The sequence below is a fragment of the Acidovorax temperans genome (assembly GCF_006716905.1).
Classification (GTDB): Bacteria; Pseudomonadota; Gammaproteobacteria; order Burkholderiales; family Burkholderiaceae_C; genus Acidovorax; species Acidovorax temperans.
Window position 1 is genome coordinate 349,240 of the sequence record NZ_VFPV01000001.1, and the last position, 26,718, is coordinate 375,957.

Below are 26,718 nucleotides of genomic sequence, written 5' to 3' on the forward strand. Positions count from 1 at the left end.
CCCACCTCCCCGCTTTTGACGGAACCGCCTGATTTTTCAGCAGTCTGGGCCTGTTTTGCTCGTTTTTGAGCCCTTTTCTTCGCCCTTTACACCCCGCTGGCACCCTGCAGACGCACCTGTCCCAAGGTGCGCATGCGCGTGAGGTTGTACGCAGCCATGTTCAGCACAAACAACTGGTCGACCTTTTGCAGTCCGCGCACCATCACTTGCCGGATGCTGCCGATCATCTTGGCCCAGCCAAAGCCTTGTTCGATCAGCTTTCTCTTTTGCTGGGAGATGGCGTAGCCTTCGCTGTTTGCAATCGCGTCAGGAACTGCCGACTGGCGCCCCGACTTGTTCTGCGCTACATGGGGCAGCACGTTCATCTCTTGCAGCGCGTCGATGAACTCCCTGGCGTCGTAACCCTTGTCTGCGCCCAGCGTGATCGTGATGGGGTCATCGCCGGGCAGTGCCTGTCGCGCATCGTTGATCATGGCCTTGGCCGCTTCGCGCTCTGCATATCCGTCGGCCTGTGTGACCACGGCGCTGACCACCAGCCCGTGGCGGTTGTCGGTGAGTGTGTGGCCCATGAAGCGCAACTCACTGGCCGTCTTGCCCTTGCGGTACAGCCTTGCATCCGCGTCCGTTGTGGACTCGTGGGTGTCGTTGCTGCGCTTTTGGTCTTTGAAGTTCCCCGCGTCGGTATCGTCGTCGCCCTGGCGGTCTTTGCGCACAAAACTCTTGTGGCCCGCCCAGGCCTGGATCAGGGTGCCATCCACGCTGAAGTGCTCGCCCGAGAGCAGTTCCTGCTCCTGGGCTTGTTGCACGATCTGATTGAAGAACTCGATGACCGCATCGTGCTCGATCAGGCGTTCGCGGTTCTTGCTGAAGACGGTGGGCACCCAAACGGCATCGTCCATGGCCAGGCCAATGAACCAGCGAAACAGAAGGTTGTACTGGGTCTGCTCCATGAGCTGGCGCTCCGAGCGCACGCTGTAGAGCACCTGGATGAGCATGGCGCGCAGCAGCTTCTCGGGGGCAATGCTGGGGCGCCCGCCCTTGATGTCGGCCGCATACATCTGGGCAAACAGATCGTCCATCTTCTGCAGGGCCTTGTTGACCATGATGCGGATCACCCGCAGGGGGTGATCAAGGGGCACGAAGTCATCGAGATGGCGCATCGTGAACAGGCTCTCGGTGAAGGTGTCGGCTCCGCGCATGGATGGCTCGTCTGTCTGGTCAGTGGGGGGCTTGATTGTCGCGGCTGGGCGGCTGTCGCGGACTGTCGGTGGGGAGTATTTCAGCAGCCTGCTAGCAGGTCTGCTGCCATGGGCGAGTCGCCCACTTCATTGGTTGTTACTGCGATGGCCCGAATCTGCAGTGTCTGGGCATCAATACCCAGATGCACCTTGCGCCACTGGCGGCGCCGCTGTGCGCCGTGCTTTTTGGTTTTCCACTCACCTTCGCCCAAGAACTTGATGCCCGTGGAGTCGGCCAGCATGTGCAAGCCTTTGTCACTTGCACGGTAGCGCACCTGCACATCCAAGCTCTTTTGCCTGCGACACACCGTGCTGTAGTCGGGCACTGGCCAATATCCAGGCCTGCCATACCCAATAGCGACTCAACCAGGCCCAGTGTCTGGCGCAAGGGCTGGCCAAACAAGCACTTGATGGTCAGGCAAAACTGAATGGCCGCATCTGAGAATTTTTGGCAACGACCACGCTTGCCCGTGGGCTGAGCTAGCCACTGCATATCCCTATCGAGCCAAATGGTCAGCTCACCTCGCGCCTTCAACGCTGCGTTGTAAGCCTTCCAGTTCGTTGTGCGGTACTTAACCCGACCCCAGCTCGTCTCTCTCATCTCCCGAGCCTACATCAGCTGCGACCGGCATTTGTGCAACAACGCCCTTCTGATCTACTAACAGCCCAGATAAGCCGCCCGCCGTAGGCGGGTCGGCTTGAGCGCAAAGTTAGACCCGAAGGCCAAAAGGGAGCGCCCAGCCTTGAAGACGGGCGCAGCCCAAGAAAAACCGCTGGGCCACGAAAGCGGAGCAGCGCTGCAAGAAGGATAGCTGGTGGCGCTTGCTGCACAAGCGCTGGAGGCCCAAAAGGCTTGAAAGCCTTTGGAACAGGGCGGAGCGCTGAAATAAGTGGCTGCGCGCATAAAGCGGGTGATGGGACTAACGCCCTGAGTTCAGCCGCCGCCGTAGGCGGTCGGCTGCGACGAATAGTTAGACCCGAAGGCCAGAAGGGAGCGCCCAAACTTAAAGACGGGTGCGGCCCAGGAAAAAGCGCTGGGCCTCGGGAGCGGCGCAACGCTGCAAGAATGATAGCTGGCAGCGCTTGCTGAACAAGGGCTAGAGGCCAAAAAGGCTTGAAACTTGCGCGGCGAATGCAGGCGAAGCCCGGCGCAGCGCCGAAACCCCAAAGGAGAAACCTGTGAGAAAGGCGAACCGCTGGAGTAAATGCTGGCCTGCATAAAGCGGAATATGAAGGGACTAACGGCCAAGGTAAGCGGCTGGCTGAAAGCCAGTCCGCTTGAGCGCAGAGTTAGACCCGAAGGCCAAAAAGGGGCGCCCTGACTTGAAGACGGGCACAACCCACGCAAAAGCGCTGGGCCACGGAAGCGGCGCAGCGCTGCAAGAAAGATAGCAGGTGGCGCTGGATAAACGGGCGCCAGAGGCCAAAAAGGCTTGAACCTGCCGAAGCGAACGCAGGCGAAGCCCCGCAGAGCGCCAAAACCCCCAAGGAGAAACCTTGGAGAAAGGCGAAGCGCTGGAGTTAATGGCGGCCTGCATGACGCGGAATATGAAGGGACTAACGCCCAAGGTAAGCCGCCCGCCGTAGGCGGGTCGGCTTGAACGCCGGGTTAGACCCGAAAGCCAAAAGGGAGCGCCCGGACTTGAACAAGGGCGCAGCCCACGAAAAAGCGCTGGGCCACGAAAGCGGCGCAGCGCTGCAAGAATGATAGCTGGTGGCGCTTGCTGCAAAAGCGCTGGAGGCCAAAAAGGCTTCAAAGCCCCTGGAATAGGGCCGAGCGCTGGAATAAGTGGCTGTGCGCATAAAGCGGGTAATGGGACTAACGCCCAAGGTAAGCCGCCCGCAGTATGCGGGTCGGCTTGAACGCCGGGTTAGACCCGAAGGCCAAAAGGGAACGCCCTGACTTGAAGAAGGGCGCGGCCCACGAAAAAGCGCTGCGCCACGGAAGCGGCGCAGCGCTGCAAGAATGATAGCTGGTGGCGCTTGACTGGCAAGCGCTAGGGGCCAAAAAGACTGAAAACTTGCCCAACGCATGCAGGCGAAGCCCAGCGGGCGGCCCAAACTCCAAAGGAGAAACCTTTGAGAAAGGCAAAACCTTGGAATTAATAACGGCCTGCATAAAGCGGGTGATGGGACTAACGGCCAAGGTAAGCGGCCCGCAGAATGCGGGTCCGCTTGACCGCAGAGTTAGACCCGAAGGCCAAAAGGGGGCGCCCAGACTTGAAGACGGGCGCAGCCCAAGAAAAACCGCTGGGCCACGGAAGCGACGCAGCGCTGCAAGAAGGATAGCTGGTGGCGCTTGCTGCACAAGTGCTGGAGGCCAAAAAGGCTTGAAAGCCTTTGGAACAGGGCCGAGCGCTGGAACAGGTGGCTGCGCGCATGGAACGGGTGATGGGACTAACGTTGGAATTAACGGGCGCGCTTTAGCGCGTCCCTGTTGAATGATTTGTTAGCTTTTCTTTGTGCTTAGCCCACCACATGTCTATCACCGCAGACATTTCAGGCTTAAATTCCGAGATGTAATCATCAGCTACGCCCTGTGCCCCTGTGGCATGCGGTAGGACAACAACAGTCAGCTTCTCATACTGCTGAAAACCAAATCGGAAGCGCCTTCGTGGCTTACCGTTGAAATATACGTCTTTTTGAAGCCACCTAGTTTCCCCTTTACGAGCGCCAAAGATGGATTCGACCCTAATGCTTAGGGCAGGTGAAGTAAATGCCCAAAGAAGTTCTCTGCCAAAGAAAAAAATTACGCTTGGTTTCAATGCTTCGCACGTCTGGAAGAATGACTCGTTATTCTCGATGCATGCCTGCTGAGTGTTTATGCCATCCATATTGTTTGAGCATGTTTGTAGCCAGTTTGTTTGAACGATTGACCTTTCGAACGAACCTGCTCTCTCGCTACTTCGTGCAAGCTCGTAGCCCCATAGTGAAAACCAAGAAACAATACGATTCCTAAATGGATAGTCATTGACCTCGCCGTCTGAAAAAAAAGATTTATGCGGGTCTGCCCTGTTAATTCCGGCAGCATCTTGTCGCTCATCTTCTTTACTATAGCCGTGATTTAGGCCGCATAGTAGAAGTCCTCCTTCTCTATTTTCGCGGCCAATCAATGTGTGAACTGGCAATTCAATCATCGAGTTACCAGAGCCTTAGAGCCAATTGACCAGCAACAACTAAAATTGGCGATCTTCCTATTTCGTAGGTATTAGATGAGTTAGCGCCGGTTTTTGGTTTTGCTTTTTGACCTTCAATAACCCATGTATTTGAGAAAGATGCTCCTGTTTTTGGCTTCAATTCTTTGCCATCCCAAATCCAAGTGTTTGAAAAGGACGCACCGGTTTTTGGTTTTATTTCCTTGCCATCAAAAACCCAAGTGTTTGAAAAAGAGGCGCCACTTTTTGGCTTGAGTTCTTTTCCGTCACAGACCCAGTTGCTCGGTAGTTCAGTTTTATTCGCCATAATAATATCCTTTGTTTATCTAGAAGCTAGGCTTCGATTCAGTGAAAGCTAACTAGATTTAGACGACAACAATAAAATTGACAGAAGTCTGATAACACATTTCAACACTGCGATTTCGGCGGCAGTATGCACCCCCTCGCCTTTTAGGCAAACCTAAAGTTTTGCGGATGGATGCGCATTCCGATGCTTGCGCTGCTCGGGCCCGCCAAGGCGGGCTTAGATGTCGGCCTCCAACCATCAAGCAAACAACCCCTTGTACTGATCCCGCAGCAGATTCTTCTGCACCTTCCCCATCGTGTTGCGCGGCAACTCCGCCACCACAAAGCACTTCTTGGGAATCTTGAAATTGGCCAGTTGCGACTTGAGCTGGGCCACGATGGCGTCGGCATCCAGTTGGGCGCCGGGCTTGGCGATGACCACGGCCACGCCCACTTCGCCAAAGTCAGGGTGGGGCACGCCGACCAGGGCGCTTTCGGCCACGCCGGGCATTTCGTTGATGTAGCCCTCGATCTCTGCGGGGTAGACGTTGTAGCCGCCGCTGATGATCAGGTCTTTGCTACGGCCCACGATGTGGACGTACCCGCGCTCGTCGACCTTGCCCACGTCGCCGGTTTTGAAGTAACCGTCCTTCGTGAACTCTTCCGCCGTCTTCTCGGGCATGCGCCAGTAGCCCTTGAACACGTTGGGGCCCTTGACCTGGATGCCGCCGATCTCGCCCACGGGCAGGTCTTTGCCGTCGTCGCCCTGCACGCGCAGGCTCACGCCCGGCAGGGGGAAGCCGACGGTGCCGCCACGGCGTTCGTCCTGGCCTTGGTAGCGCTTGTCAGCGGCGTAGGGGTTGCTGGTGAGCATGATGGTTTCGCTCATGCCGTAGCGTTCGAGAATGGTGTGGCCGGTGCGTTGCTGCCATTCCTTGAAGGTTTCGATGAGCAGCGGTGCAGAGCCTGCGATGAACAGGCGCATGTTCTTCACCGCATCCTTGTTCAAAGCCGCCTCAGCCAGCATGCGCACGTACAGCGTGGGCACACCCATGAACACAGTGGCGCGGGGCATGGCGGCGATGACGGCCTTAGGGTCGAACTTGGGGCACCAGATCATCTTGCTGCCGTTGATGAGCGCACCGTGGATGGCGACGAACAGGCCGTGGACGTGGAAGATGGGCAAGGCGTGGATGAGCACGTCACCCTTCTTCCAACCCCAGTAGTCTTTGAGCATGACGGCGTTGCTGAGCATGTTGCCGTGCGTGAGCATGGCGCCCTTGCTGCGGCCGGTGGTGCCGCTGGTGTAGAGGATGGCGGCCAGGTCGTCGGCGCTGCGGGCCACTGCCTGGTGCTCGTCGCCGTGGTGGGCGGCACGATCGAGCAGGCTGCCGGTGCGGTCATCGCCCAGGGTGAACACATGCTGCGTGCCCAGGGTGAAGGCGATTTTGCTGACCCAGCCAAAGTTGCCGGGGCTGCACACCACCACGGCGGGCTCGGCGTTGCCGATGAAGTATTCGATCTCGGCGCTTTGGTAGGCGGTGTTGAGTGGCAAGAACACGTAGCCCGCACGCAGCGTGGCCAGGTACAGGGCCATGGCTTCGACGGACTTTTCGACCTGCACGGCCACGCGGCTGCCTTCGGGCAGCTTGAGCGATGCGAGCAGGTTGGCGATGCGGGCGCTGGCGCGGTCCAGGTCGCGCCAGGTGTAGAACAGCGGGCTGCCGTCTGCGGCGGTGGTCTCGACGGCGGTGCTGTCCAGGTCAGACGGGAAGGCGGCGCGCAGGGCGCTGAAGAGGTTTTGGTTGCTCATAAGTAGGCGGGCAGTTCAGCGGTTAAAACACAGGGGGTCTTTTGGCAAGAAACGCGGTAATGCCTTCGCGGTGCTCGGCACTGTCGGCGTAGGCATAGGGGTCGTGCGGGCCATTTACTATCATTTCAATAGCTGCTGGCGCTTTCCCATCAAGCGCTGGATGCGTTTTTAATGCTCGAAGCACTTGCTTGTTCATGCGTGCGGCGCCCGGGGCCAGGGCGGCGATGCGGCGGGCGCTGGCCAGGGCTTCGGCGGGCACATCGTCGTCGGGCACCACGCGGCTCAAAAAGCCGCGCGCCAGCATGTCAGCGGCGGTGAAGGTGGCGGCTTCCAGCAGCATTTGGCGGGCAGCGGTTTCGCCCACGGCGGCGGCTACCAGCTGCGCCTCGCGCGGGGCCATGGGAAAGCCGAGCTTGGCAATGGGCGCGCCAAAGCGGGCCGCAGCGCCCGCCACGCGCACATCGCAGCAGCTGGCAATCTCGACCCCCGCGCCCATGCAGGCGCCGCTGATGCTGGCGACGATGGGCACATCGCACGCCAGCATGGCATTCAGGCCGCCCCACACGTCGTTTTCGTGAAAGTCGCGCAGCGCGGCTGCGTCAAACCGGAAACCGGGGTATTCCGAAATGTCTCCCCCGGCGCAGAAGGCGCCGCCCTCGCCCGCAATTACCACGCAGCGCGCGTTGCTGGCCTGGATGCCTTCAAACACCGACCGCAACTGGCGCCACATGGTGCGCGACATGGCATTGAGCCGCCCGGTGTGGCGCAACGTGACGCACACCACACCGGCTTCGCCGTCCTGAACCAGCACCTCACCCGACATCTTGGTATCCATTTCCTTCACATTCCCCGCAACCTTCGCACCCGCACTGCACTATCACCAGCGCCACCGTGGAACTGGCTCTGCCAGGCCACCGGTGGCGTCCCCCTTCAGGGGGAAGGCGCAAAGCGCGGACGGTGCGAATAAGCCCGGCGTGCCCGAGCGCGCCGCACAAGCACGCTCCGTCTAGGCGCAAAGCGCAGCCATAGCACTGGCTATGGCGAGCATTTGCAACAACGACGGTGTGCGCTTGTGCGGAACGAGCGGGCATGGCGGGTTTGTTTGCACCGTCTTGGGGGTTAGTCCAATTTGGCGCCAGAGGCCTTGACCACGTCAGACCAGCGCTTGACTTCGCCGCTCACGAAGGCGGCGAATTGCTGCTGCGTCATGCCGCCGTACTCTGCGCCGTTGCTGGCCCAGATGGACTTGAGTTCGTCAAACGAACCGAGCTTGCGAATTTCTTCCACGATTTTGGCCTGCACGTCGGCGGGCGTGCCCTTGGGCGCCCACAGGCCGTACCAGGTGGTGACGGTGTAGTCCGGCAAGCCCACTTCGGCGGCGCAGGGCACATCGGGGAAGGCGGGGTTGCGCTTGGTGCCCGACACCATCAGCGCCTTGATGCGCCCACCCTTGATGTGCGCGGCGGACGAGCCCAGGCCGTCAAACATCATGTCCACATTGCCGCCAATCAGGTCTTGCAATGCGGGGCCCGCGCCACGGTAAGGGATGTGCGTGATAAAGGTGCCCGTTTGCTGCTTGAACAGCTCGCCCGCCAGGTGGTGCGACGTGCCTGCGCCGGCCGAGCCGTAGTTGAGCTTGGCAGGGTTCTTCTTCACATGGTCGAGGAACTGCTTGAAGTTGGCCGAGGGCGTCTTGGGGTTGACCACCAGCACCTGGGGCACTTGGGCCAGCAGGGCTAGGGGGATGAAGTCTTTCTCGATGTCGTAATCGAGCTTGGGGTACATGGCGGGGGCAATGGAATGGTGCACGCCGCCCATGAACAGCGTGTAGCCATCGGCCGCCGCGCGGGCCGCAAAGCTGGCGCCCACGGTGCCGCCCGCGCCGCCGCGGTTGTCAATCACCAGCGTCTTGCCCGTGGCTTTGGAGAACTGCGCTGCCAGGGGGCGCGCAAAGGCATCGGTGCCCCCACCGGCAGGAAACGGCACCACCAGGTTCACCGGCTTGGTGGGCCAGGCCGATGCCTGCGCCCACACGCTGCCCGCGCCCAGCAAGCCCAGGCCAGCACCTGCGGCGGTTCGCAGCACGTCGCGGCGCTGCACCATGTTTTCTGTTGTCATTCCTTGTCTCCTGTCGTCGTTATAAAAAAGGAAGTCCGTCCCTGGCGGAGCCTCTGAGAACCTGTTCAGTGGCCCGCGAACCGACCATCAATGGCGGCAAAGGCTGTCGATGTCTCCCGACGCTGGCACTTTGCCCTGCGCCAGCAAGCTCCGGTGCTTGTCTATGCGCTTCAAGTCGTACAGGTAATTCACCATCAACCCATACGATTGTTTCAATCCCTTGGCAGACGGGTCGCCCGCCCAGTTCAGCCGTTCTACCCGCGCGCCGTTGCCCAGGTGAAAGCGTGCCACGGCATCCACCGGCTTGCCGTCCACCATTTCGCGGGCGAGGTAGTGGGCCGCGCATTCGAGCAGCATTTGCCGCACGGGCGATTTGGCGTCCAGGTCGAGCGGTTTATCTACCGCCGCCAGAAAGTGCGTGGCCTGTGGCGGCTCAAACCCCACGGCCCGGCCCAGTTCGCTGCGGCGCTTGTCGTCCAGGCGGTCAAGCATGGCCCCCGCGTTCTTGGAAAGCCATGCGCGGAACCCCGGAATGGGCGACAGCGTGGCAAAGGTGCGCAGGCGCGGAAACTCCTGCGTCAGCGTCTCCACCACATGCTTGATGAGCGAGTCGCCAAAGCTCACGCCACGCAGGCCGGTTTGCGTGTTGCTGATGGAGTAAAAAATCGCCGTGGTGGCGCGGGTGATATCGACGGGTGCGGCAGATTCATCCAGCAGCGGCGTGATGCTGGGCGAGATTTTGTCGACCAGCGCCACTTCCACAAAAATCAGCGGCTCGTTGGGCAGCCGGGGGTGGAAGAAGCCATAGCAGCGGCGGTCGCTGTCCAGCCGGTTTTTCAGGTCGGCCCAGCTGCGAATGTCGTGCACGGCCTCGTACTTGATGAGCTTTTCGATCAGCGAGGCAGGCGAGTCCCACGACAGGCGGCGCAGCTCCAAAAACGCCACGTCAAACCAGGTAGAGAACAACTGCTCCAGCTCGGCATCGAGCGCCAGCAGGCGCTTGTCGCTTTTGAGCAGGGGCAGCAACTCGGCGCGCATGTCCACCAAAAAGCGCATCCCATCGGGGAACACCGCAAACCGCTGCAGCAGCCGGGTGCGCGGCGACACCAGCGCACGGCGCAGCGAGATTTCGGCCTGCCCCTCTTCGGCCGTGCCTGCGGCGGCCTCGTAGCGCTGGCGGGCCGATTTGAATTCGGTGGCGTCGGGCGCAAACTGCTCGCACAGCAGCAGCCACATGTCGCGGCGCTCTTCCAGCTCGGCGGTGGCATACCACTCGGCCACGGCCTGGGCGCGGCGGCCGCCTTCCAGCTCGCTCACCTGCGGGGCCACCACGGCTTGCAAATCAGTGTGCAGGCGGCGCAGTGCGCGGGGCGACAGGGCCTCTTGCCCCCGGCGCAGGGTGGCCTGCAGCCGTTCGTGCGTGGAGCGCGGCGCGGCCACCTTGGGTACCACATCGGTCACGCCCGATTTATCGGTGCTGGCACGGGCCAGTTTTTCAGGGCCCTTGGCGCCCTCCTTGTCGGCCACGGGGGCGGCAGCGCGCAGACGGGAGACACTGCGGGAGATCCATTCGGCGGTGCTGTTCATGGTGTCAACCTCGATTGCTGGTTACGGGCCACATCGCGCAGCGCATCGCGCTGGCGTAACAAATGGGTGCGCATGGCATCTTCGGCGGCGGCGCTGTCGCCCGCCTTCAGCGCGGTGAACACTGCCAGGTGCTCGGCCAGGCTTTGCTGCAACCGGCCCGGCGCGTGCAACTGCTGCAGGCGGGCCAGCCGCAAAATCTTGCGCAAATCGCCAATCACCTGCGCCAGCCAGCGGTTGTCGGCCAGGGTGATGAAGGCCTCGTGGATGGCGTGGTTGGCGGCGTAGTAGTCGGGGATGCGGCCTTCGCTGGCGCATTGCTGCAGGCGCTGGTGCAGGGTCTCGAGCGCCGCCACATCGGCACTGCTGGCCTTTTGCGTGGCCTCGTGGGCGGCACGGCCTTCCAGCAAGGCGATCACGGGGAAGATTTCGTCGAGGTCGCGCTCCGTCACCTCGGCCACAAAGCAGCCCCGGCGCGGTTCGTGGCGCAGCAGCCCCTCGGCCACCAGCACCTTCAGCGCCTCGCGCAGCGGGGTGCGCGAAATCTCCAGCCGCTCGCACAGCGCAGCCTCGTCCAGAAAGCTGCCTGGCGGCAGTGCGCCACCAAAAATCTGCTCGCGCAGCCGCGAGGCGACTTCATCGTGCAGTGAATTGGGAACCGGGCGCATGGTCTGAAGCAGCTCCTGGAAAATGAAAGCACGCCCCCCGAATGGGAGGACGACGGATGCTGAAGAACGTAAGCCGGGGGTGTTTTTTCACCCTACCGCGTTCAACAGCACGGCATCTGTCGATTTCGTTTGTAATTTCTCATAATTATGAAAAATCACAAGATGGAAACCCCGAGTTTTGGCCCGGGCGGGGTAAATAGCCGCAGTCTGCGGCGGTTGCACAACACTTGGAGGGTGATGAGTGGGCGGCCGGGTCTGGGCGAAGCGCCAGCGGTGCTTGGCTGAAATTTGAGCCAAATGAGGCTCTAGCGCCCGATAGAAAAGCGCAAGCAGCTATTAAAATAATAGCAATTCACGAAGGCGGTCGATGCGCAGCAGGATGCCCGGCCAGCAACGTTGCGTTGCTGGCACTGAGGTCGGACCACAAAGATTTCAGCGCACAGAAAGCGCCTGGAGGACGGCGCCCCCAGCTCAACAACCCGGAGCCGGGGAATTGAACAACGCGCGGCTTAACGGCGTGCAGCCACCGGCTGGCGCTGCGCCCACACCCAGAGTGCCACGCCCGCAGCCACCATGGGCACGCACAGCCACTGACCCATGCTCATACCCAGCGACAACAGGCCGAGGAAGCTGTCGGGTTCGCGGAAATATTCGGCAATGAAGCGGAAGCTGCCGTAGCCCACCAGGAAGGCGGCGGCCACTTGGCCCTGTTTGCGCTCGCGCCGGGCATACAGCCACAGCAGCACGAACAGCAGCAGCCCTTCCAGCAAGAACTGGTAGACCTGCGAAGGGTGGCGCGGCTGCAGCGAACCGCTGTGCGCAAACACCATGCCCCAGGGCAGATCGGGGCTGGCAAAGCGGCCCCACAGTTCGCCGTTGATGAAGTTACCCACACGGCCTGCAGCCAGGCCAGTGGGTACGCAGGGCGCCACAAAATCAGCCACCTGCAGCCAGGGGCGTTTGCGCGAATGGGCAAACCACAGCATGGCGGCAATCACCCCCAGCAGGCCACCGTGAAACGCCATGCCGCCCTGCCACACCGCAAAAATCTCCAGCGGGTGGGTGAGGTAGTAGCCGGGCTTGTAGAACAGGCAGTACCCTAGCCGCCCGCCAATGACCACGCCCACCACGCCGAGGAAAAGAATGTCCTCGACATCCTTGCGCGTCCAGGCGCTGGGGCCGGTGATGGAGGCAAAGGGCTCGTGCCGCAGGCGGCGCGTGCCCAGGAACATGAACAGCCCAAACGCCACCAGATACGTGATGCCGTACCAGTGAATGGCGAGGGGGCCCAACTGCAGGGCAACGGGGTCGATGTGGGGGTAAGTCAGCATGGTGGGCGGTATTGTGCCCGCAAGCCATGACGGGCCTGGCGTGGGGCCAAAGGGCGCTGCGTGCCAAAGCTCAACGCAGCCAGGCATGGGCACGTGAACGGGATGGATGCAACTTTGACATAATTGATAAGCATTCCCATTTGCATTCACATCCCTCCAACTGGTTCCGCCCGTCTGCCCCTTGGCCCGTTCTTTGCCGTGCAAGAGCTTTACCTAGACCACCACCCCTGGCTGCAAAGCCTGCTGCGCAAGCGACTGGGCAACCGCGAGGACGCGGCGGACCTGGCGCACGACACCTTTGTGCGGGTGATGCGCTCAGAGTTGTCGCCTACAGACCTGTGCGAGCCGCGGGGCTTTTTGGCAACGGTGGCGCGTGGGCTGGTGGCGGACCTGTTCAGGCGGCGCACTCTGGAGCAGGCCTACCTGGAATACCTGGTTGCCTTACCCGAGGAACAAGCCCCCTCCCCCGAGGAACAAGCCCCCTCCCCCGAGGACCAGGCCCAAGCCCAGCAGGCCCTGCTGGAGGTAGACGCCCTGCTGCGCGCCTTGCCCACCAAGGTGCGGCAGGCGTTTTTGCTGGCGCAGCTGGAAGAGCTGCCCTATGCAGAAATCGCCCGGCGCCTGGGCATATCGCACCGCACGGTGAGCAACTACCTGACGCGCGCCATGGAGCACTGCTGCCTGGCCTTGGCCTGAGAGGCTGAAAGTCTTTTGCCTATGCCCGCCTTGCACGCCAAAACACCGCTGCTCGTCGTTGCAAATGCTCGCCTTAGCCCGAGCTATGCCTGCGCTTTCCGCCTCGATCAGCGGCGTTTTGACGCACCTTTCGGGCACGGGCAAAAAACTCTGAGCCTCTGAATCGTTGCACCCTGCCCGCCTGCATGAAATCCGCCGCCACCCGCACCCCGGCCGAGCGCCAAGCCCTGAACGAGGCCGCACGCTGGCACACCCGCCTGCATGACGAGGCCGCCACGCCCGAAGACCTGCAGGCCTGGCAGCAGTGGCACAGCGCCCACCCCAGCCACCAGTGGGCCTGGCAAACGGTGCAGGCCGTGAGCCAGCGGTTGGCGCGCATTCCAGCCCCCGTGGCGATGCAGGCTTTGGCGCAACCGCCGATGGCGCGACGCGCGGCGCTGCGTGGCGTGGCGCTGGGCCTGGGCGGGTGCGCAGCCACCTGGCTGGCGTGGCAAGCCAGCCCCTGGCAGGCGCTGGGCGCCAGCTACCACACCGCCACGGGCGAGCGCCAGCAGCTGGGCCTGCCCGATGGGTCAGAGCTGGCGCTGGACACCGCCACGGCGGTGGACGAGCACTTTGACGCCAACGACCGCAGGCTGAGTCTGCGGTCTGGCCGCATCCAGATCACCACCCGCCCGGACCTGCACCAACGCCCCTTCAGCGTGCAAACGCCACAGGGCAGCGTGCTGGCGCTGGGCACACAGTTCACCGTGCAGGTGCTGGACGCCCAGCACACCCGCGTGGCGGTGCAAGAAAAATCGGTGCGCGTGCAGCCCACCCATGGCGAGGCGCGCCTGCTGGTGGCCGGGCAGCAGATGGTTTTTTCGTCCACCGAAGCCCTGCCCCCTCAACCGGCCCATCTGGCGCAGGCCAGCTGGCGCGACGGCGGGCTGGTCGCCCTGGACATGCCGCTGGCCGAGCTGGTGCAAGAGCTGGCCCGCTACCGCCCCGGCTATCTGGGCTGCGCGCCCGAAGTGGCCCACCTGCAGGTGTCTGGCGCTTTTACGCTGGACAACACCGACCGAGCGCTGGCCGCCCTGGCCGCCAGCTTTGCCGTGCAGGTGCACTACCGCACGCGCTACTGGGTGCGGGTGGAGGCTGCATGAAGGGCCCGAGGGCCCGAGGGCCTGAGCCCAACGCCCCTTGCCACCGCCCTGCCCGCTTCAAAAAACTATCAAATTGATAGCTGACCGCGATTTACCCATAAGCGCTAGGTGCCTAAATGGCTTATAAATTGGGCACACGCTGCCTGAATTTTTTCCGCAAATTTGTAACAACCTTTGCATGATCGGCGCGCCTCGTTCGGCATACCAGTGAAGCGAATTTTTTCCATCCCACCGAACCGAGGAAGCTCCATGTCCCGCACCCGAATGAACGGCGGCCGCGCCGATCACCCCCAATTTGCCCTGCCCCCCCTGGCCCGTGCCGCCCGCATTGCGGCGCTGAGCGCCGCTGCACTGCTCACGCCGCTGGCTTACGCACAGGGCACGGCCACCACCGCACCGGCCACGGCCGCCAAGTCCTTTGCGATTGAGGCAGGCCCCCTGGCCCAGGTGCTGGCGCAGTACGCACACGCTGCCGGTGTGACCCTGGCCTTTGACGCCGCGCAGCTGGGCGGTGCCCGCTCTGGCGGACTGCAAGGCAGCTATGGCGTGGACGCAGGTTTTGCCAAGGCGCTGGAGGGCACCGGCTGGCGCGCCGTGCGCGAGGCCAACGGCGCCTATGTGCTGCGCGCCGCGGCTGCGCCCGTGCAAAAGGCAGCGCTGGCCGAGGTGGTGGTTTCGGAAGAGGCCGAGGCCATTGGCGGCCTGCAAAAGACCTATTCGGGCGGCCAACTGGCGCGTGGGGGCGACCTGGGCATGCTGGGCAAGACCGACTTGATGAACGTGCCGTTCAGCACCACCAACTACACCTCGGAGCTGATCGAAAACCAGCAGGCCCAAAGCGTGTCGGACGTGGTGATGAACGACGCATCGGTGCGCCCCCTGGCCGCACGCGGCGGCTTCGGTGACGAGTTCCAGATTCGTGGCCTCACCCTGCCCAACGGCGACCTGGCCATCAACGGCCTGTATGGGCTGGCCCCCTCCACCCGCATTCCGCTGGAATCCATCGAGCGTGTGGAGGTGCTCAAAGGCCCGGGGGCGCTGACCAACGGCGTGGGCCCGAGCGGCAGCGTGGGCGGCAGCATCAACACCGTGCTCAAGCGCGCAGGCGATGTGCCGCTTACGCGCGTCACCACCACATTCATGAGCCAAGCCAACCTGGCCGCGCATCTGGACGTGGGCCGCCGCTTTGGCGAAGACAACCAGTGGGGGGTGCGCGTCAACGGCCTGGTGCGCGGCGGCGAGGGCACCATTGACGAGGGCAAGCAGAACCTGAACCTGGGCTCGGTGGCGCTGGACTACGCAGGCGCACGCACCCGCTGGTCGCTGGACGCCATGGCCACGCGCGGCCAGACCGACAACTTCCGCAACCACATCACCCTGCCAGCCGCTGTTGCCATCCCTGCCGTGCCCGACACGCGCACGGCCTGGTACCCAGGCACCCAGTTGAAAGACAACTTCAAACTGATGACGTCGCGCCTGGAGCATGACCTCACCGACAGCACCACCCTCTATGGCGGCGTGGGCTGGTCCAAGCTGGACTACATGCAGGACTTTCCTGGCGGCTCGGGGCTGAACGCGGCGGGCGACTTCACCGTGCGCAATGCGTGGTACGACCAGTACACCGACTCCAAGGCCGCCGACGCAGGCCTTCGCACCCGCTTCACGACGGGCTCCGTCAAGCACACCGTGGCGGTGGGCGTGAACTACATGGAGCAGGAGACGGGCTACTTCTACGCCACCGGATCATCCGCAGCGTCCAACCTCTACAACCCGGTGCCTGCCCCGGCCATGACGGGCGTGCGCGGAGCACCCGCCAAGAGCGTGGAGAACCTCCAGCACAGCGTGGCCATCGCCGACACCATGGGTTTTCTGGACGGGCGCCTGCTGGTCACGCTGGGGCTGCGCAGGCAGACCATGGACTACCAGGGCTTCAACGTGACCACGGGCGCGTCCACCAGCCAGTACAAGGCCAGCAGCACCACACCGCTGGCGGGGGTGGTCTTCAAGCCCGCCAAAAACACATCGATTTACGCCAACTACACCGCAGGCCTTTCGCGCGGCAGCAAGGTGTCGGAAACAGCCACCCCGCCCTATGACAATGCAGGCGAAACCATTCCGCCCTTCAAGTCCAAGCAGATCGAAGTGGGCGTGAAGGTGGACTGGGGCCGCATCACGACGCAGGCCGCCATCTACCAAATCAAACGGCCCAGCGCCTACGCTACGCCGTCGGCGGTAGACCCCAGCATGAACCACTACAGCTACGACGGAGAGCAGCGCAACCGCGGACTGGAACTGACAGCCTACGGCGAGCTGCAACGCGGCCTGCGCCTGATGGCCAGCACCGCGTTCACCAGCGCCAAGCTCACCCGCACCCAGAGTGGCGTGAACCAGGGCAACACAGCCACCGGCGTGCCCAAAATCAACTACAACCTAGTGTGGTGTCTCAAAAATAGATAGAACTATTTTGACCGGTGTTGGTCGAATCAGCTTCCTTATAGGAGACTACGCTGATGGCCCACCCTGGACGCCCCGCCACGAAGCTGCAGATCACCGATGCCGAGCGCGCAGAGCTGCATGCGCGACTGCGCGTACGCAAAGCGCCCGAGGACGAGAAGCTGCGCATGCGAATCGTGCTGGGCTGCGCAGATGGGGAGTCGGGCACCATGATTGCCCAACGCTTGGGCACGACGGTGCAAACTGTCTCCAAGTGGCGGCGGCGCTACCGGGCGTATCGTCTGGCGGGTTTGACCGATGCCCCGCGCGCTGGCCGCCCGCGCAGTGTGGGCGACGAGCAGGTTCAGCTCATTGTGGACAAGGTTCGCCAGAGCAAGCCTGACAACGCCACGCACTGGAGCGTGCGCCAGATGAGTCGGCACGCTGGCGTATCGCCCGCGACGGTGCAGCGCATCTGGCATGCCTTTGAGCTGAAGCCGCACCTGCAAGAAACCTTCAAGCTATCGACGGATCCCCATTTCGTGGACAAGGTACGGGATGTGGTGGGGCTGTATATGGCACCACCCGATCGCGCCTTGGTGCTGTGCGTGGACGAGAAGAGCCAGATCCAGGCTCTGGATCGCACCCAACCAGGGTTACCACTGACGTTTGGCAAACCCAGCACGCGCACGCACGATTACAAGCGCCATGGCACAACGTCGCTGTTTGCAGCGCTGGATGTGGCCACTGGCAAAGTCATAGGACAGCTCAAGCGCCGTCACCGCAGTGTGGAATTCCTGCAGTTCCTCAAAGCCATCGATGCAGCGGTGCCTGGCGAACAAGACATCCACCTGATCATGGACAACTACGGCACGCACAAGACGCAGGCAGTGCGGGCCTGGCTAGCAGCCCATCCTCGCTACCACGTTCACTTCACGCCCACCTCAGCGTCCTGGCTCAATCTGGTCGAGCGTTTCTTTAGCCAGATCAGCGAGCAGTGGATCAAGCGCAGCGCCCACACCAGCGTTGCTCAGCTGGAGCAATCCATACGGGAATACATTGATCGTCACAACGAGGATCCCAAGCCGTTCGTGTGGCATAAAAGTGCGGACACCATCTTGGCATCTGTGGCGCGGGCAGCGAGTACCATTATTTGATGCTTACTTTTGAGACACCACACTAGGGCTGGACTGGGACACGCCCTGGGTGCAGGGCCTGAGCCTCAATGGCCGCGTTGTCAGCTCGTCCTCCGTGTACAGCGACGTGGCCAACACGCTGAGCACATCCGGCTGGACACGGCTGGACCTGGGCGCGCGCTACGCCACCAAACTGGCGGGCAAGGCGGTGGTGTTCCGCGCCAACCTGGAGAACGTGACCGACAAGGCCTACTGGATCACCGGCCTCAACAGCTATTCGACCACCGGGTTGCCACGCACACTGACCGTGTCGGCACAGGTCGATTTCTGAGAGCCGCCCCTTGCCCGCACTGCGAAAAACGCGCACATAGCGTGCGGGCCCTGCGGGGGCAATGCGAACGCTTCTGATCCCTGTGCGCATGCAGACTGGCGCACAGGGGTTATCACGCGAAAAACCCGGAAACCGTCTGCGCGGGCGCGATACTCTCCCCCTCAAAAACACAAAAAACAAGGAAGTAGCGCCATGCAAGGCAACCCACAAGTCATCGAATATTTCAAGAACCTGCTGCGCGGCGAGCTGGCCGCGCGTGACCAGTATTTCATCCACTCGCGCATTTACGAAGACCAGGGCCTGGTGAAGATGTACACCCGCCTGGACCACGAAATGCAGGAAGAAACCCAGCACGCCGACGCGCTGCTGCGCCGCATCCTCTTTTTGGGCGGCATGCCTGACATGCGCCCCAACCCCTTCACCCCCGGCACCACGGTGGTAGAGATGCTGCAAAAAGACCTGGCCGTGGAATACGAAGTGCGCGATGCCCTGCAAAAAGGCATGGAGCTGTGCGAGAGCGTGCGCGACTACGTAAGCCGCGACCTGCTGCTGGCCCAGCTGCGCGACACCGAGGAAGACCACGCCTACTGGCTGGAGAAGCAACTGGGGCTGATCGAAAAAATGGGCCTGCCCAACTACCTGCAAAGCCAGTCGCAAGCTGCGGCCTGAAGGGTCTTAATGGGCTGAGCCCAGGGCAACCGCTCACTTCGCAATATTTGATCAAATCAAGCTCTAGCGCCCTCCAATCAAGCGCAAGCAGCTATTAAATCAATAGCATAACCATCAAAAAGGCCGCCAAGCATCACTGCTTGGCGGCCTTTTGCATGGGGTCAGTGCATCCAACCAAGCCACTCCAGGTGCGCCGCAGCGCGGGTGGCGATGACTGGAGCTTATGACTGCCGAGAGGGAGCCTCTCAGTCGTCCAGCAACGACAAATCGCGCACAGCGCCCTTGTCGGCCGACATGACCAGCTTGGCGTAGGCCTTGAGCGCAGCAGACACCTTGCGAGGGCGTGGCTGCGCGGGCTTCCAGCCCTTGGCGTCTTGCTCTGCACGGCGCTGGGCCAGTTCTTCGTCAGACACCAGCACGTTGATGCTGCGGTTGGGGATGTCGATGCGGATGCGGTCGCCATTCTTCACCAAGCCAATCGCGCCGCCAGCAGCGGCTTCGGGCGAGGCGTGGCCGATGGACAGGCCCGAGGTGCCGCCCGAAAAGCGCCCATCGGTCAGCAGCGCGCAGGCTTTGCCCAGGCCCTTGGACTTGATGTAGCTGGTGGGGTACAGCATCTCTTGCATGCCGGGGCCGCCCTTGGGGCCTTCGTAGCGCACGATGACCACATCGCCCGCCTTGACCTTGTCGGCCAGGATGTTGGCCACGGCTTCGTCCTGCGACTCGACCACATGGGCGGGGCCTTCAAACACCAGCAGGCTGTCGTCCACGCCTGCGGTCTTGACCACGCAGCCGTTGACGGCGATATTGCCGGTCAGCACGGCCAGGCCGCCTTCCTTGGAGAAGGCGTGCTCATAGGCGCGAATGCAGCCTTCGGCGCGGTCTTCGTCCAGGCTGGGCCAGCGGGTGCTTTGGCTGAAGGCCACTTGCGTGGGGATGCCAGCGGGGCCGGCCATGTAGAAGGTCTTCACCGCGTCGGATGGGTTGCGCTTGATGTCCCACGCGTCCAGCGCTTCCTTGAGCGTTTTGGTGTGCACGGTGGGCACATCAGTGTGCAGCTTGCCCGCACGGTCCAGCTCGCCCAGGATGCCGTAGATGCCGCCTGCGCGGTGCACGTCTTCGATGTGGTACTTGTTGGTGTTGGGCGCCACCTTGCACAGCTGGGGCACATCGCGCGAAATGCGGTCAATGTCGGCCATGGTGAAGTCGATCTCGGCTTCTTGCGCGATAGCCAGGATGTGCAGGATGGTGTTGGTGGAGCCGCCCATGGCGATGTCCAGCGTCATGGCGTTCTCAAAGGCCTTGAAGCCCATGGAGCGCGGCAGCACGGTGGTGTCTTCTTCTTCGTAGTAGCGCTTGCACAGCTCTACCGCCAGACGGCCAGCGCGCTTGAAGAGTTGCTCGCGGTCGGCGTGCGTGGCCACCACGGTACCGTTGCCGGGCAGCGACAGGCCCAGGGCTTCGGTCAGGCAGTTCATCGAGTTGGCAGTGAACATGCCCGAGCAGGAACCGCAGGTGGGGCAGGCAGAGCGCTCGACCTCGGCCACGTCGGCATCGCTCACCTTGTCGTCGGCGGCCATCACCATGGCGTCGATCAGGTCGAGCTTTTTGAATTCGATTTTTTGTGTTTGTGGGTTGGCCAGCTTGACCTTGCCAGCTTCCATGGGGCCACCCGAGACGAACACCACGGGGATGTTCAGCCGCATGGCGGCCATCAGCATGCCGGGGGTGATCTTGTCGCAGTTGGAGATGCACACCATGGCATCGGCGCAATGCGCGTTGACCATGTATTCCACCGAGTCGGCAATGATGTCGCGGCTGGGCAGCGAGTACAGCATGCCGTCGTGGCCCATCGCAATGCCATCGTCCACGGCGATGGTGTTGAATTCTTTGGCCACACCGCCCGCCGCCTCGATCTCACGCGCCACCAGCTGGCCCAGGTCCTTGAGGTGAACGTGGCCTGGCACAAACTGCGTGAACGAGTTGACCACCGCAATGATCGGCTTGCTGAAGTCGTCGTCCTTCATGCCGGTGGCACGCCACAGCGAGCGGGCACCAGCCATGTTGCGACCAGCGGTAGAGGTTTTGGAGCGGTAAACGGGCATCGTGATGTCGGGTGAAGTGTTGGAAAAAGGCGAAAGAGCGCCGGGGAATTATCCCCCAGCAGAAAAAAACCGGCCTTGCGAGAAGCCGCAGGTTAACCCTGAGCCATTCGCCATGGCCCCAAGAGCGCAAAGGCGAGGAAACGAAGCTGGGGCCACCCAAGAACGGGTCTTGACGCCACACAGCCTCAGCGGGGCTTGCGTGGGCGCATGCCCAGGGCTTCCTTGTTCTTGTTGATGCGATCCTGCTTGCGCTTTTCCATGCGCTCAACGGCCTTGCGCTTGGTGTACCCGGTGGCATCGGCCCACATCCACCATGCGGCCGTGGCGCCGAAGGAGCCCACAATCACCCACCAGGACCATGTAGCCACGGGGCCAATCTCCATGTACTTGAGCAGTAGCAACAGAAGTGAAATGCCTAAAAGATACATAACCGCCCCCTCAAAAAATGTGATTGCATTCGTTGACCAAACACAACCGGAAGTCAACGCGCATCACTACAATCGCGTTGAAATAACTGTAACCCAACCACAGGAAACCCACCATGAAACGTGCCCTGATCACCATCGCCATGACGCTTGCCGTTGCTGCCCCTGCCATGGCCGACCAAGCCCTCGCAACTTCCAAGAATTGCATGGCTTGCCACGCTGTCGACAAGAAGCTGGTGGGTCCTTCTTACAAGGACGTGGCTGCCAAGTACGCTGGTCAAAAAGACGCTGTGGACAAGCTGGCCGTCAAGATCATCAAGGGCGGCTCTGGCGTGTGGGGCCCCGTGCCCATGCCAGCCAACGCACAAGTGAACGAAGCCGAAGCCAAGAAGCTGGCTGCCTGGGTGATGGCCCAGAAGTAATCAGCGCATCGCGCTACTTCGGCGGGCCGCAAGCCCGCCAAGCAAAAAAGCCGCAAACCTTTGGGTTGGCGGCTTTTTTGTTGCTGTGGGGTAAGACAGTGCAGCAGGCGAATACGCGTGTACCCAGCCTCAGACCATCGGTTCGCTGCGCCCCACCAGCTTTTGTTCCAAGTGGCCCACGTAGGCCGCCGTGGTGTTGTCAGACTCCTGCGCACGCGCGGTGAGCCGGGTTTCCATGTTGTCTAGCCGGTTCAACAATGCAGCATGGGCCTGGCTTTGCTGTTGCTCCAGAAATGCGCGAAGCTCGGTAAAGCGCGATGCTTCGGCCTTGTCGGCCAGCTCCCGCTGGGCCTGCATTTCCTTGGTATGGCGACGCGTTTCCAGCAATACCGAGCCTTGCAAAGACAACACGTAGGCCACCAGCAAGACGGCCAGCAGCGCGGTAAGCCCCAGCATGAGCAGCCCCAGAGGGGCGTCAAAGGTCGCCAAGCCCACAGACACCGCTGTCACCACGGACAAGGCGTCCCAATTGAGCAAGGCCAAACCTGCAATCGCCACGATGATCAGTAGCAACAGGGTGGACAACATCTTCATAAAAACTCCTTCGCAAACCAGACTGGCACCTTGTAGCCCTGACTGGAAGAGCGATTCACACCATCAAACACGTGGGCGAATCCTCTAAGGCCAGCGGCAGGGCATGTAGAGGGCGTTTGTACCCCAACTGCGGAGCTGGCAGCGATGCCAAGCCAAAGTTGCGCCTCCATCCTACAAAGGCGCAGCGATGCGCCCGATGAATGGGCCAAGCAAGCGCAAATCGCTCAGGCCATAAAAAAAGCGCCTGCTTGGCAGGCGCTTTGTGAGATCAGACCTTAAAAAGGTCAGTTGGTCTGGGCCAGTTGATCCAGGATTGCGGGGTTTTCCAGCGTGCTGGTGTCCTGCGTAATGGCCTCGCCCTTGGCAATGCTGCGCAGCAGGCGGCGCATGATCTTGCCGCTGCGGGTCTTGGGCAGGTTGTCACCAAAGCGGATGTCCTTGGGCTTGGCAATGGGGCCAATTTCCTTGGCCACCCAGTTGCGCAACTCGTTGGCGATCTGCTTGGCTTCTTCGCCAGTGGGACGTGAACGCTTGAGCACCACGAAGGCGCAAATGGCCTCGCCCGTCACATCGTCAGGGCGGCCCACCACAGCGGCCTCGGCCACCAGGTCGGTCTTAGCGACAAGTGCGGATTCGATCTCCATGGTCCCCATGCGGTGGCCCGACACGTTCAGCACATCGTCAATACGGCCAGTGATGCGGAAGTAGCCACGGTCAGCGCTGCGCACAGCGCCGTCGCCTGCCAGGTAGTAGCCCTTGAGCTCTTCGGGGAAGTAGCTCTTCTTGAAACGCTCGGGGTCATTCCAGATCGTGCGGATCATGCTGGGCCAAGGGCGCTTGATGACCAAAATGCCACCTGAGCCGTTGGGCACGTCGTTGCCCATCTCATCAACGATGGCCGCCGTGATGCCGGGCAGGGGCAGCGTGCAGCTGCCGGGCACCAGTGGTGTAGCGCCGGGCAACGGGGTGATGACGTGGCCGCCCGTTTCGGTCTGCCAGAAGGTGTCCACGATGGGGCAGCGCTCGCCGCCCACGTTCTTGTGGTACCACATCCAGGCCTCGGGGTTGATGGGCTCGCCCACGCTGCCCAGAATGCGCAGGCTCGACAGATCGGAGCGCGCAGGGTGCACGGCCTCGTCGGCTTCGGCTGCCTTGATGAGCGAGCGGATGGCCGTGGGAGCGGTGTAGAAAATGGTGCACTTGTGGCGCTCGATCATCTGCCAGAAGCGGCCTGCGTTCGGGAAGGTGGGGATGCCTTCGAAGATGATCTGCGTGGCGCCTGCGGCCAGCGGGCCGTAAGCCACGTAGGTGTGGCCCGTGATCCAGCCAATGTCGGCCGTGCACCAGAAGATATCGTCTGCACGCAGGTCAAACGTCCAGTCCATGGTCATCTTGGCCCACAGCAGATAACCGCCGGTGCTGTGCTGCACGCCCTTGGGCTTGCCTGTGGAGCCGCTGGTGTACAGGATGAACAGCGGGTGCTCGGCGCCCACGGCCACAGGAGCGCACTCGGTGCTTTGGCCTGCCAGCGCTTCGGCAAAGGTCTTGTCGCGCCCGGCCACCATGTTGCAGGCCGTGGCCGTGCGCTGGTAGACGAACACGTTGCGGATGGTGTCGCAGCCGCCCATGGCCAAGGCCTCGTCAATGATGGCCTTCAGCGGCAACTCTTTGCCACCACGCATCTGGTAGTTGGCGGTGATCACGGCCACTGCGCCTGCGTCGATGATGCGTTCATGCACAGCCTTGGCGCTGAAGCCGCCAAACACCACGCTATGCGTGGCACCAATGCGGGCGCAGGCCTGCATGGCAATCACGCCCTCGATGGTCATGGGCATGTAGATCAGCACGCGGTCGCCCTTGGCCACGCCGTGGGCCTTGAGCGCGTTGGCAAACTGGCTCACGCGGGCCAGCAGCTCCTTGTAGGTGATCTTGGTGACCTCGCCGTCATCGGCTTCGAAAATGATGGCGGTCTTGTTCTCGGTGGGCGTGCCAATGTGCTTGTCAAGGCAGTTGGCACTGGCGTTCAATTCGCCATCATCGAACCAGCGGAAAAACGGGGCGTTGGACTCATCCAGCGTGCGGGTGAAAGGCTTGGTCCACTGCACATTGGCGCGCGCCTGCTTGGCCCAGAAGCCTTCGAAGTCAGCTTCAGCTTCTTTGCACAGAGCCTCGTACCCGGCCATGCCGGAGATGCGCGCAGCTTTGACCACTGCGTCGGCTGGCGGAAACACTCGGTTTTCCACCAACACAGACTCAATTGAAGATGTTGTTGCACTCATGGTGTTGTCTCCTGGGTCATTGGAATAAGAATTCGCAGGTACTGTCTTCTGCCCCACTTACATGCTACTGACTCGCAGGTGACTATTCGGCTCAGGGTTAGCCCTTGGTTTCGACGGCCGTCACTGAGCGCCCCTAGAATCGCACGTTCGCTTTTTGCCCCTTAACTTTCTTGCCTCACGCAGGTTCGCATGTCCAAATCCCAGCATAAAACCAGCGCTCCACTGCGCCCCCTGCCCTCGCTCATCTTTGCCAGCCGCTGGCTGCAGCTACCGCTGTACCTGGGGCTGATTCTTGCGCAGGCGGTGTATGTCTTTCACTTTTGGGTCGAGCTGGTTCACTTGGTGGAAGCCGCATTCGGCAACACCGCCGCCCTGAAGCAACTGGTTGCCAGCATTGGTTACAAGAGTGACTTCGAAGTCACTGCGCTCAACGAGACCATCATCATGCTGGTGGTGCTGGCGCTGATCGACGTGGTGATGATCTCCAACCTGCTGATCATGGTGATCGTGGGCGGCTACGAGACTTTTGTGTCGCGCTTGCACCTGGAAGAGCACCCCGACCAGCCCGAGTGGCTGAGCCATGTGAACGCGTCGGTGCTCAAGGTGAAGCTGGCCACGGCGATCATCGGCATCAGCTCCATCCATCTGCTCAAGACCTTTATCAATGCGGCCAACTATGACCTCAAGGTGCTGATGTGGCAGACCATCATTCATGTGGTGTTCTTGCTGAGCGCCCTGGCGATTGCGCTGACCGACCGATTGATGTCGCACCCCAGAGACTCGCATTGAACCGCTGACGCCCCGGACCATCGCTGAACGCCCCGGGGCGATTCCTTCTATCAGACCATATTGCGCGGCACGACCCAGGCGTCGAACTCCTGGGCCGTCACATGGCCCGAGGCCAGAGCGGCCTCTCGCAAGCTGATTCCTTGCTGGTGGGCCGCCTTGGCAATGGCGGCAGCCTTGTCATAGCCAATATGGGGGTTGAGCGCAGTCACCAGCATCAAAGACTGCTCGACCAGCGCTTCAATCCGTTCGTGGTTCGGCTCAATGCCCGAGGCACAGTGCTTGTCGAAACTGACCATGCCATCGGCCAGCAGGCGAACGCTCTGCAAAAAGTTGTGGATCACCATGGGCCGGAACACGTTGAGTTCGAAATTGCCCGACGCCCCACCCACCCCAATCGCCACATCGTTGCCCATGACCTGAGCGCACAGCATGGTCATGGCCTCGCACTGCGTCGGGTTGACCTTGCCGGGCATGATGGACGAGCCAGGCTCGTTTTCCGGGATGGTGATCTCGCCCAGCCCGCTGCGCGGCCCGCTGGCCAGCCAACGCACATCGTTGGCAATCTTCATCAAACTGACCGCCAGCCCCTTGAGCGCGCCGTGAGCCTGCACCAGGGCATCGCAGCTGGCCAGGGCTTCAAACTTGTTCGGTGCCGTCACCAGGTTCAACCCGGTCAAGTCAGCCAGTTCTTTGGCCACGGCCTGGGCATAGCCCGCCGGGGCGTTCAAGCCCGTGCCCACGGCCGTGCCGCCCAAGGCCAGCTCACACAAGTGGGGCATGGCTGCGCGAACGTGGCGCTCGGCATGGTCTAGTTGTGCCACCCAGCCAGATACCTCTTGCCCCAAAGTCAGCGGAGTCGCGTCCTGCAGGTGAGTGCGGCCAATCTTCACGATGTCGGCAAACGCTTCAGCCTTGGCGGCCAGCGTCATGCGCAACGCATGCAGGGCGGGCAGCAGTTTGTGGGTCAGCGCATCCACCGCCGCCAGGTGCATCGCAGTAGGAAAGACGTCGTTGCTCGACTGGCTCTTGTTCACGTCGTCGTTGGGGTGCACCAGGCGGCCTTCCCCACGCGGGCCACCGAGCAATTCACTCGCCCGGTTGGCCAGCACCTCGTTCATGTTCATGTTGGTCTGGGTGCCCGAGCCGGTCTGCCAGACCACCAGAGGAAATTCCTCTTCATGCGCGCCAGCCATCACTTCATCGCAAGCCGCCACGATGGCCGTGGTGCGGGTGGCATCCAGCAAACCCAGGCTGTGGTTCACATACGCGCTGGCACGCTTGACCTGGGCCAGCGCCCGGATGAGTTCAGGGGCCATACGCTCACCCGAGATGGCAAAGTGCTGCAAAGAGCGTTGGGTTTGCGCCCCCCACAAGCGCCGAGCAGGCACGTCGATGGGGCCAAAAGTGTCGCGCTCCGTGCGGTAGGCCGATGCTTTGCCGTTGTGCAGTGTCATGTGCGGGATCCTGGCTTGCGAGTGAAAGACGGTACTCAGCATAACCAG

At 61.9% G+C, this 26,718-nt stretch carries 28 protein-coding genes and 1 pseudogene; 8 read left to right on the forward strand and 21 right to left on the reverse strand.

The features are described from left to right. Positions 1-86 precede the first annotated feature (86 nt). From BDD18_RS01665 to lgt, 16 genes and pseudogenes are all read right to left on the reverse strand, one after another. Positions 87-1,199 carry an IS5 family transposase gene (locus tag BDD18_RS01665; protein WP_125958936.1) on the reverse strand — a complete coding sequence of 371 codons (1,113 nt, stop codon included), beginning with the start codon at positions 1,197-1,199 and terminating at the stop codon, positions 87-89. A 92-nt stretch (positions 1,200-1,291) separates the two neighbouring features. Beyond that, a pseudogene (locus BDD18_RS01670) lies at positions 1,292-1,839 on the reverse strand (IS5-like element ISAav2 family transposase); the annotation flags it as partial. Between the two features lie 57 nt (positions 1,840-1,896). After that, complete coding sequence (locus BDD18_RS01675) at positions 1,897-2,142, reverse strand: DUF1010 domain-containing protein (protein WP_142081018.1); 246 nt, start codon at positions 2,140-2,142, stop codon at positions 1,897-1,899. A gap of 30 nt (positions 2,143-2,172) precedes the next feature. Then, positions 2,173-2,457: a DUF1010 domain-containing protein gene (locus BDD18_RS01680; RefSeq protein WP_125958935.1), complete on the reverse strand. Its 285-nt coding sequence runs from the start codon at positions 2,455-2,457 to the stop codon at positions 2,173-2,175. 19 nt (positions 2,458-2,476) lie between these two features. Beyond that, a complete protein-coding gene (locus BDD18_RS01685; RefSeq protein ID WP_142081020.1) occupies positions 2,477-2,776 on the reverse strand; it encodes a DUF1010 domain-containing protein in 300 nt (99 codons plus the stop codon). A gap of 19 nt (positions 2,777-2,795) precedes the next feature. After that, positions 2,796-3,041 (reverse strand): DUF1010 domain-containing protein, encoded by a 246-nt coding sequence (locus tag BDD18_RS01690; protein ID WP_142081022.1) that lies wholly within the window; start codon positions 3,039-3,041, stop codon positions 2,796-2,798. 16 nt (positions 3,042-3,057) lie between these two features. Then, complete coding sequence (locus BDD18_RS01695; protein ID WP_082758537.1) at positions 3,058-3,357, reverse strand: DUF1010 domain-containing protein; 300 nt, start codon at positions 3,355-3,357, stop codon at positions 3,058-3,060. A 16-nt stretch (positions 3,358-3,373) separates the two neighbouring features. Continuing rightward, positions 3,374-3,619 (reverse strand): DUF1010 domain-containing protein, encoded by a 246-nt coding sequence (locus BDD18_RS01700; protein WP_142081024.1) that lies wholly within the window; start codon positions 3,617-3,619, stop codon positions 3,374-3,376. Positions 3,620-3,661: 42 nt separating this feature from the next. Beyond that, positions 3,662-4,375 (reverse strand): hypothetical protein, encoded by a 714-nt coding sequence (locus BDD18_RS01705; RefSeq protein ID WP_135147901.1) that lies wholly within the window; start codon positions 4,373-4,375, stop codon positions 3,662-3,664. 4 nt (positions 4,376-4,379) lie between these two features. After that, positions 4,380-4,700, reverse strand: coding sequence for a hypothetical protein (locus tag BDD18_RS01710; RefSeq protein WP_125875134.1), 321 nt, complete (start codon positions 4,698-4,700; stop codon positions 4,380-4,382). Positions 4,701-4,937: 237 nt separating this feature from the next. Continuing rightward, positions 4,938-6,491 (reverse strand): malonate--CoA ligase, encoded by a 1,554-nt coding sequence (locus tag BDD18_RS01715; RefSeq protein WP_142081026.1) that lies wholly within the window; start codon positions 6,489-6,491, stop codon positions 4,938-4,940. Positions 6,492-6,513: 22 nt separating this feature from the next. Continuing rightward, positions 6,514-7,314: an enoyl-CoA hydratase/isomerase family protein gene (locus BDD18_RS01720; protein ID WP_066699450.1), complete on the reverse strand. Its 801-nt coding sequence runs from the start codon at positions 7,312-7,314 to the stop codon at positions 6,514-6,516. 296 nt (positions 7,315-7,610) lie between these two features. Beyond that, a complete protein-coding gene (locus tag BDD18_RS01725; RefSeq protein WP_066699443.1) occupies positions 7,611-8,609 on the reverse strand; it encodes a Bug family tripartite tricarboxylate transporter substrate binding protein in 999 nt (332 codons plus the stop codon). 87 nt (positions 8,610-8,696) lie between these two features. Further along, the gene (locus BDD18_RS01730; protein ID WP_142081028.1) at positions 8,697-10,196 is read right to left on the reverse strand and encodes a malonyl-CoA decarboxylase; all 1,500 of its coding nucleotides are present in this window, start codon (positions 10,194-10,196) and stop codon (positions 8,697-8,699) included. Continuing rightward, positions 10,193-10,861 (reverse strand): GntR family transcriptional regulator, encoded by a 669-nt coding sequence (locus BDD18_RS01735; protein ID WP_142081030.1) that lies wholly within the window; start codon positions 10,859-10,861, stop codon positions 10,193-10,195. Before BDD18_RS01735 ends, BDD18_RS01730 begins: the two co-directional genes overlap by 4 nt. Positions 10,862-11,370: 509 nt before the next feature. After that, positions 11,371-12,192 (reverse strand): prolipoprotein diacylglyceryl transferase, encoded by an 822-nt coding sequence (gene lgt / locus BDD18_RS01740; RefSeq protein WP_066691787.1) that lies wholly within the window; start codon positions 12,190-12,192, stop codon positions 11,371-11,373. Between the two features lie 198 nt (positions 12,193-12,390). Between lgt and BDD18_RS01745 the strand changes: the two genes are divergently transcribed. The 6 genes from BDD18_RS01745 (at position 12,391) to bfr (ending at position 18,602) form a co-directional block, all read left to right on the forward strand. Then, positions 12,391-12,888 carry a sigma-70 family RNA polymerase sigma factor gene (locus BDD18_RS01745; RefSeq protein ID WP_142081032.1) on the forward strand — a complete coding sequence of 166 codons (498 nt, stop codon included), beginning with the start codon at positions 12,391-12,393 and terminating at the stop codon, positions 12,886-12,888. Positions 12,889-13,073: 185 nt separating this feature from the next. Beyond that, positions 13,074-14,033: a FecR domain-containing protein gene (locus BDD18_RS01750; RefSeq protein WP_142081034.1), complete on the forward strand. Its 960-nt coding sequence runs from the start codon at positions 13,074-13,076 to the stop codon at positions 14,031-14,033. A gap of 249 nt (positions 14,034-14,282) precedes the next feature. Then, positions 14,283-16,490 (forward strand): TonB-dependent receptor, encoded by a 2,208-nt coding sequence (locus BDD18_RS01755; protein ID WP_244938962.1) that lies wholly within the window; start codon positions 14,283-14,285, stop codon positions 16,488-16,490. Positions 16,491-16,543: 53 nt separating this feature from the next. Continuing rightward, on the forward strand, positions 16,544-17,623 hold the full coding sequence (locus BDD18_RS01760; protein WP_142081035.1) for an IS630 family transposase: 1,080 nt from the start codon (positions 16,544-16,546) through the stop codon (positions 17,621-17,623). A gap of 49 nt (positions 17,624-17,672) precedes the next feature. Further along, on the forward strand, positions 17,673-17,933 hold the full coding sequence (locus tag BDD18_RS01765; protein ID WP_170207363.1) for a TonB-dependent receptor: 261 nt from the start codon (positions 17,673-17,675) through the stop codon (positions 17,931-17,933). 192 nt (positions 17,934-18,125) lie between these two features. Then, complete coding sequence (bfr, locus tag BDD18_RS01770; protein ID WP_067512193.1) at positions 18,126-18,602, forward strand: bacterioferritin; 477 nt, start codon at positions 18,126-18,128, stop codon at positions 18,600-18,602. 245 nt (positions 18,603-18,847) lie between these two features. On the opposite strand, the gene ilvD is transcribed toward bfr, so the two are convergent. Further along, the gene (ilvD, locus tag BDD18_RS01775) at positions 18,848-20,707 is read right to left on the reverse strand and encodes a dihydroxy-acid dehydratase (RefSeq protein WP_142081039.1); all 1,860 of its coding nucleotides are present in this window, start codon (positions 20,705-20,707) and stop codon (positions 18,848-18,850) included. 185 nt (positions 20,708-20,892) lie between these two features. Then, positions 20,893-21,135, reverse strand: coding sequence for a TIGR04438 family Trp-rich protein (locus BDD18_RS01780; protein WP_044398679.1), 243 nt, complete (start codon positions 21,133-21,135; stop codon positions 20,893-20,895). Positions 21,136-21,248: 113 nt separating this feature from the next. Here BDD18_RS01780 and BDD18_RS01785 point away from each other — a divergent pair, with 113 nt between their 5' ends. Then, positions 21,249-21,554: a c-type cytochrome gene (locus tag BDD18_RS01785; RefSeq protein WP_066699349.1), complete on the forward strand. Its 306-nt coding sequence runs from the start codon at positions 21,249-21,251 to the stop codon at positions 21,552-21,554. 129 nt (positions 21,555-21,683) lie between these two features. On the opposite strand, the gene BDD18_RS01790 is transcribed toward BDD18_RS01785, so the two are convergent. Both BDD18_RS01790 and acs read right to left on the reverse strand, forming a co-directional pair. Continuing rightward, the gene (locus tag BDD18_RS01790) at positions 21,684-22,148 is read right to left on the reverse strand and encodes a Signal transduction histidine kinase (RefSeq protein WP_066699346.1); all 465 of its coding nucleotides are present in this window, start codon (positions 22,146-22,148) and stop codon (positions 21,684-21,686) included. 284 nt (positions 22,149-22,432) lie between these two features. Continuing rightward, complete coding sequence (gene acs, locus BDD18_RS01795; RefSeq protein ID WP_066694762.1) at positions 22,433-24,427, reverse strand: acetate--CoA ligase; 1,995 nt, start codon at positions 24,425-24,427, stop codon at positions 22,433-22,435. A 189-nt stretch (positions 24,428-24,616) separates the two neighbouring features. Here acs and BDD18_RS01800 point away from each other — a divergent pair, with 189 nt between their 5' ends. Beyond that, complete coding sequence (locus tag BDD18_RS01800; RefSeq protein WP_066694760.1) at positions 24,617-25,216, forward strand: TIGR00645 family protein; 600 nt, start codon at positions 24,617-24,619, stop codon at positions 25,214-25,216. Between the two features lie 50 nt (positions 25,217-25,266). Here the strand turns inward: BDD18_RS01800 and fumC are convergent, their stop codons facing one another. Then, a complete protein-coding gene (fumC, locus tag BDD18_RS01805; protein ID WP_066694758.1) occupies positions 25,267-26,670 on the reverse strand; it encodes a class II fumarate hydratase in 1,404 nt (467 codons plus the stop codon). Positions 26,671-26,718: the final 48 nt, after the last annotated feature.

Coding starts and splice junctions, on each gene's coding strand:
- BDD18_RS01665 (WP_125958936.1), bottom strand. CDS start 1,199: ATGCGCGGAGCCGACACCTTCACCGAGAGCCTGTTCACGATGCGCCAT.
- BDD18_RS01675 (WP_142081018.1), bottom strand. CDS start 2,142: ATGCGCGCAGCCACTTATTTCAGCGCTCCGCCCTGTTCCAAAGGCTTT.
- BDD18_RS01680 (WP_125958935.1), bottom strand. CDS start 2,457: ATGCAGGCCAGCATTTACTCCAGCGGTTCGCCTTTCTCACAGGTTTCT.
- BDD18_RS01685 (WP_142081020.1), bottom strand. CDS start 2,776: ATGCAGGCCGCCATTAACTCCAGCGCTTCGCCTTTCTCCAAGGTTTCT.
- BDD18_RS01690 (WP_142081022.1), bottom strand. CDS start 3,041: ATGCGCACAGCCACTTATTCCAGCGCTCGGCCCTATTCCAGGGGCTTT.
- BDD18_RS01695 (WP_082758537.1), bottom strand. CDS start 3,357: ATGCAGGCCGTTATTAATTCCAAGGTTTTGCCTTTCTCAAAGGTTTCT.
- BDD18_RS01700 (WP_142081024.1), bottom strand. CDS start 3,619: ATGCGCGCAGCCACCTGTTCCAGCGCTCGGCCCTGTTCCAAAGGCTTT.
- BDD18_RS01705 (WP_135147901.1), bottom strand. CDS start 4,375: ATGATTGAATTGCCAGTTCACACATTGATTGGCCGCGAAAATAGAGAA.
- BDD18_RS01710 (WP_125875134.1), bottom strand. CDS start 4,700: ATGGCGAATAAAACTGAACTACCGAGCAACTGGGTCTGTGACGGAAAA.
- BDD18_RS01715 (WP_142081026.1), bottom strand. CDS start 6,491: ATGAGCAACCAAAACCTCTTCAGCGCCCTGCGCGCCGCCTTCCCGTCT.
- BDD18_RS01720 (WP_066699450.1), bottom strand. CDS start 7,314: ATGTCGGGTGAGGTGCTGGTTCAGGACGGCGAAGCCGGTGTGGTGTGC.
- BDD18_RS01725 (WP_066699443.1), bottom strand. CDS start 8,609: ATGACAACAGAAAACATGGTGCAGCGCCGCGACGTGCTGCGAACCGCC.
- BDD18_RS01730 (WP_142081028.1), bottom strand. CDS start 10,196: ATGAACAGCACCGCCGAATGGATCTCCCGCAGTGTCTCCCGTCTGCGC.
- BDD18_RS01735 (WP_142081030.1), bottom strand. CDS start 10,861: ATGCGCCCGGTTCCCAATTCACTGCACGATGAAGTCGCCTCGCGGCTG.
- lgt (WP_066691787.1), bottom strand. CDS start 12,192: ATGCTGACTTACCCCCACATCGACCCCGTTGCCCTGCAGTTGGGCCCC.
- BDD18_RS01750 (WP_142081034.1), top strand. CDS start 13,074: ATGAAATCCGCCGCCACCCGCACCCCGGCCGAGCGCCAAGCCCTGAAC.
- BDD18_RS01755 (WP_244938962.1), top strand. CDS start 14,283: ATGTCCCGCACCCGAATGAACGGCGGCCGCGCCGATCACCCCCAATTT.
- BDD18_RS01760 (WP_142081035.1), top strand. CDS start 16,544: ATGGCCCACCCTGGACGCCCCGCCACGAAGCTGCAGATCACCGATGCC.
- bfr (WP_067512193.1), top strand. CDS start 18,126: ATGCAAGGCAACCCACAAGTCATCGAATATTTCAAGAACCTGCTGCGC.
- ilvD (WP_142081039.1), bottom strand. CDS start 20,707: ATGCCCGTTTACCGCTCCAAAACCTCTACCGCTGGTCGCAACATGGCT.
- BDD18_RS01780 (WP_044398679.1), bottom strand. CDS start 21,135: ATGTATCTTTTAGGCATTTCACTTCTGTTGCTACTGCTCAAGTACATG.
- BDD18_RS01785 (WP_066699349.1), top strand. CDS start 21,249: ATGAAACGTGCCCTGATCACCATCGCCATGACGCTTGCCGTTGCTGCC.
- BDD18_RS01790 (WP_066699346.1), bottom strand. CDS start 22,148: ATGAAGATGTTGTCCACCCTGTTGCTACTGATCATCGTGGCGATTGCA.
- acs (WP_066694762.1), bottom strand. CDS start 24,427: ATGAGTGCAACAACATCTTCAATTGAGTCTGTGTTGGTGGAAAACCGA.
- BDD18_RS01800 (WP_066694760.1), top strand. CDS start 24,617: ATGTCCAAATCCCAGCATAAAACCAGCGCTCCACTGCGCCCCCTGCCC.
- fumC (WP_066694758.1), bottom strand. CDS start 26,670: ATGACACTGCACAACGGCAAAGCATCGGCCTACCGCACGGAGCGCGAC.